At 43.4% G+C, this 3,005-nt stretch carries 1 protein-coding gene and 2 pseudogenes; 1 reads left to right on the top strand and 2 read right to left on the bottom strand.

What is annotated here, in order from left to right:
- Window positions 1-476 (bottom strand): annotated as a pseudogene (locus H6S82_RS26575) (actin-binding WH2 domain-containing protein); the annotation flags it as partial.
- Between the two features lie 40 nt (window positions 477-516).
- Window positions 517-2,103, bottom strand: coding sequence for an FAD-binding oxidoreductase (locus H6S82_RS26570; protein WP_190473468.1), 1,587 nt, complete (start codon window positions 2,101-2,103; stop codon window positions 517-519).
- A 287-nt stretch (window positions 2,104-2,390) separates the two neighbouring features.
- Here H6S82_RS26570 and H6S82_RS26565 point away from each other — a divergent pair.
- Window positions 2,391-3,005 (top strand): annotated as a pseudogene (locus tag H6S82_RS26565) (hypothetical protein); the annotation flags it as partial.

Raw genomic sequence — 3,005 nt, 5'->3', positions numbered from 1 at the left:
TGCAGAGAAGAAACTCCGATGAATCCAGTCACAGAAAATATCACGACATTCAACAATATTAAAAATTGGTAGTTATTGGTGCTGATTAAGAAAAACAGCGATATAGGCGCAAAACTGAATAAAAGAGCGCTAGTTACTGCCACCGCTGTCAGCACCAAGGCAAAATACTGAGCAAAAGTGCGCTTGGAACCAAAAATGATATTGGAGAAGTACAATGCTGGCAGGCAAATTAATAGGGTTATTAAGTAAAGTGCTGGGAGCTTTACAGCAGAGGAAAGAGCTTGCATCCAGCTATGGTAAATACCGATAATTCCGCCATAGATAGCAAGAAATATCGAACTGCAAACCAGCAGAGATAATATTTTACTTGGCAGCCTTACACCTTGACGGATTTCGTCTAGAAATTCTTGACGATCGCGCAACAAGTTCGTCAATACGGCAAAGTATTTAATTTTTGGAGATTGCCCTTGAATCATGTTATCCTCACAAGCGTTTTATAAGTCTTTTGAGATACTGCTAATTCGAGTAATCGCCACCAGATCCGTATTTCCAGGCATCAATCCATCTATGGCAATAGTATTGTGGGACTGGGGGTAAATTTTTTACCCAAGGTTCGATGGCTTTTCCTAATTGATATAAAGCAGAATAAGCTCCCAAATTGAAGTAATGAACTAACCAATCTAAAAGGGCTATCAATCCCACTTGCGGAATTATCTTGACAACTAATGCCGGATGTGAAATTTGGGTTTGCCAAAGTGTTTGGGACAAAGCGGGAAACTGCACGACATCCTGGAGAAAAGGTTTGAGGACGGCATCTCCTAGCTGTTCCATTTCCAGAAATACAGCGGCAAGAAGTTGATTAATTCGATCGGGGTCTACTTGGCGATCGATCGCGACACTCATGGCACGTTGAAATAACCAAGTTACGGCTAAGTTTGGCTGATAAGGTTGCAAAAGCGCCAGAGCATTCTTACTCAATTCGTCACTTCGTAACGCTTCATCAATTCCACTCACCAGACGCTTGAGGTGACGCACCATCGCGCCAAATCCGCCGAAACTTAGAGGAGATTGAGCGCCACTGGAGTCACCCACTGGCAGAATGCGGTGCCAAGGCATTTTCAGAGGACTTTGCCGATAGCTGGGAAAAAAACCAAATAGAGCCCTTTGAAATTGCAGCTGTTCCAGTTGTACATTTTGGTATTGAGGTAACAGGCGCAGGTAGTCTTCAAAAAGATCTGCCAAACTCGATCGTTTCCGATCAGCATCCATATAAGAAAATAAATAAGTTGTCCTCCCATCTCTGGCTGGGAATGCTTCCCAAAAATACTGACATTGATTTTGTATGGGTGTAAATGAAACCAACAAATCGCCCGTGTCGTTTTCCGGAAATCCTTGAGCGCAAGTTCCCACTACCAAACAGACACCATCTGGCTTTTTTCCTTGTCGTGCTTGTTGGACAATGGGTGAAAAATGCCCCATCGCGTCAATTAACAACCGTGTCTTCAGAGATGTGGGATTGTTTGACTCAAATCCCAAATCCAAAATCGGCGATCCTATATTGACAGTGACGCCATCTGGATGAACAACTGCGCCTTGGAAAGGAGTGTTTTCCAATAGTTGACCGCCAAATTGCAGGAATTTTGACTTGAGGGTATCCAGCAAAAAAACTGGGTCAATGCCAATATTGAGTACATCTTTTACCCAATGTTCCTTACCGCCGAGAAAGCTGATGCGAGCTGGGTTATACTCGGTAGCGATCGCCTGTTGCAGTTCCGACTCAGAAAGCAGATTCAATTCTAAAAATGTTGCTAACTCTTGGCGGGAGATATTCCACTCTTGATCTCTGCCCCGCAAAATGCCACGCTCTATTAAAGCTACTCGCCAACCCATCCTGGCGATCGCAGTAGCGATTAAAATACCTAAAGTACCGCCGCAAACTATAACATCCCAGTCCACCCCGACCAAAGGTTGCTGACTTTCTTTTACCACCGTCGGTATCGGTATGGAGTCTTCTTTGAGTGATTGCCAGAGGTTGTCGGCTTTACGCAGTCCTCCCAGGACATCGCCTGGTAGCTGGGAAAGAATTCGATCGGTTAGAGTCATGGATGTGAATCTGTGCAGATGCGTGCAGATAATGACATGGTAGTCGATCGGGAAGGCTAAATTAACAAATAGTAGTAGCAAGAGTTGTGTAGAATGCCCAAGAAACTGGGTTTCTCACCAAAATAGCTGTATTGAGGCAATTCACGTTAGGACTGACGCAAAGAAACTTGGTTTTGACGCCTGTCCTGCGTAAGTCCTGTACGTTCAAAAAACTTTGTTGCGTATAATTCTTAAAGTAGGATTGCCAAACAGAATGGCACAAAAGGAAAAACTGGAGAGTATTTAAAATGACAAATCCTGTATTCGTGGCACCTCTATTTCCGTTGATGTATCGGGCAGTCGGTCAAGTACACGGACGTTTTATTCCCACTTTAAAAAAAGTGACCAAAGGTGTTTTGTTGACGGATGATGGGCTGTCGATTCCAGCTAGATTGGTAGGTAGGGCTGGATTATTCGCAAAAATATCTCCAGATCTGATTCGAGGCGACTTAGTTTGGTCAGCTTATCCCCACACTGAGGTTGCTCTCTGGTTTGAGAAAAGTAAAGTTTTTCTACCGAAGGATGAAGCGTTAGAAGCTGTAAAAAATCAACCTCTGCCTGCACTTTGGCTAGAACTGCGGGATATTAGACAGCCGAAAAAAGACCAGACTATCGAAGAAGTTAGGCAAGGTAATAATTATTTTTCCATTCGCGGTCAAATTATTAAGCAAGACGAAACGGACGGAAAGTTAATCGTCCGGATTTGCCGCAACAAAATACCGAAAGGAAAAGAGAAAGATATCCAAAATCAACCATTTAATTTAATGATTGATGGTTTTTTGCCTGGAAATGTGGAGGGTCAGTTTTGGGATTTCGATGTGAGCCGAGAGGGGGAAATACTGATTATGGAAAACGGCACTTGT

It is taken from the genome of Planktothrix sp. FACHB-1355, assembly GCF_014748295.1.
In the GTDB taxonomy this organism is placed as follows: Bacteria; Cyanobacteriota; Cyanobacteriia; order Cyanobacteriales; family Aerosakkonemataceae; genus Aerosakkonema; species Aerosakkonema funiforme_A.
This window is presented reverse-complemented; position numbering and strand designations above follow the sequence as displayed.

Excerpts from the sequence above, each read along its gene's own strand:
- H6S82_RS26570 (WP_190473468.1), bottom strand. The coding sequence starts at position 2,103 with ATGACTCTAACCGATCGAATTCTTTCCCAGCTACCAGGCGATGTCCTG.